This window comes from Coprococcus intestinihominis (genome assembly GCF_040096555.1).
In the GTDB taxonomy this organism is placed as follows: Bacteria; Bacillota; Clostridia; order Lachnospirales; family Lachnospiraceae; genus Coprococcus_A; species Coprococcus_A intestinihominis.
Genome location: NZ_JBBMEK010000423.1, coordinates 1 through 1,553 on the forward strand (window position 1 = coordinate 1; position 1,553 = coordinate 1,553).

The window sequence follows — 1,553 nt, forward strand, 5'->3', positions numbered from 1 at the left end:
CACCGTCTCGCGCTCAATCAGAAAGAGGTTAGAACCGATATATATGCAAGAGTCCTGCCGGACTCGAACGGTTCGTATCTTCGTTCCACTTCGGTCGGTGCAGGATTGTGTTTTTTTAGCTTTATAAGAGATGAGGGAGTAGCAGGCGCGTTTTTTTCAGCGTAACAAGTCAACATACTGGCCATTGGCCTGGCTTGTTTTAAATAGCGAGACTCATGTATAACTGACAGGCTATACGTGCGTCTTGTGTGAATACAGAATAAATGACAGGTATAGTCGATGGACTATACTTTTTTTATGTCGTCATAGGATTAATTAAGAGAAAAATTGGGAGGTTAGTATGAGCTGGAGTTTGGTTTTTGTGGTCAATAGTATTTTGCTGGGTGTAGGACTTGCGATGGATGCTTTTTCTGTGTCCATGGCGAATGGTTTGAATGAGCCGAATATGAAGAAGAGAAAGATGCTGGGGATTGCTGGGACTTTCGGTGTATTTCAGGCGTTGATGCCGATGGTCGGGTGGATATGTGTCCATATGATCGTAGAATACTTTTCAGCATTTGAAAAATTTATTCCGTGGATCGCACTTATCTTGTTGGGATATATCGGCGGACATATGATCTATGAGAGTGTCTGTCCCAGGGACAGTGAGGAGGAGAAAACCGGCGTGGGCTTCTGGGCATTGATGGTCCAGGGGGTAGCCACATCCATTGACGCACTGTCCGTAGGATTTACGATTGCTGAATATGACTGGCTGATGGCTCTGGTCTGTTCTCTGATCATTGCAGCTGTCACATTTCTTATCTGTATTGGAGGGCTGTTCATTGGTCGTAAATTCGGAATAAAGCTGGCAGGCAAAGCGCAGATATTGGGCGGTGTGATTTTGATCGGTATAGGTCTGGAAATTTTCATCAGCAATGTATTTTGAAATTGATTGAAAAGACAATTGGTGTTTTTTCAGAACGGGTAGAAATGCGTTTTGCTTTTCTTGACAAAAACATATTCGTATGTTATCATGATAACACGTTAGTAGAGTAAAGAAAACGAATCGTGAAAACGTAAGATGGAGGCATTTATGAAAAAGGGTTTAGCTTTATGCATGGCTGCAGTATTAGCCATGGGATGTTTGTTAACAGGCTGTGGAAGCAGTGATACAGGCGCGAAGTCAACAACAGAAAGTGCTGCGGCAAGCACGGAGGCAGTGGGAACGGAAACTTTCGGAACCGAGGCTGTCGGTACTGAGACGGCCGGTAATGGCAAGACATTTACCGTTGGCTTTGATGCCAGCTTCCCGCCATATGGTTATCAGGAGAATGGCGAGTATGTCGGTTTTGACCTGGATCTGGCGCAGGAAGTCTGTGACAGAAATGGTTGGGAAATTGTGAAGACACCAATCGACTGGGATGCCAAGAATATCGAATTAAATGGAGGTTCCATTGACTGTATCTGGAACGGCTTTACGATAAATGGCCGTGAAGATGATTATACATGGACACCGGCTTATATCAACAATACACAGGTATTTGCAGTGAACAAGAACAGCGGCATCAAAAAGG

The 1,553-nt window shown here is 44.2% G+C and carries 2 protein-coding genes; both read left to right on the forward strand.

From position 1 onward, the window contains the following. Positions 1-340 precede the first annotated feature (340 nt). A complete protein-coding gene (locus tag WMO25_RS17870; RefSeq protein WP_349086560.1) occupies positions 341-925 on the forward strand; it encodes a manganese efflux pump MntP in 585 nt (194 codons plus the stop codon). 147 nt (positions 926-1,072) lie between these two features. Beyond that, positions 1,073-1,553, forward strand: a 481-nt coding sequence (locus WMO25_RS17875) for a transporter substrate-binding domain-containing protein (RefSeq protein ID WP_349086562.1), incomplete at its 3' end; no start/stop codon positions are given.

Excerpts from the sequence above, each read along its gene's own strand:
- WMO25_RS17870 (WP_349086560.1), top strand. The coding sequence starts at position 341 with ATGAGCTGGAGTTTGGTTTTTGTGGTCAATAGTATTTTGCTGGGTGTA.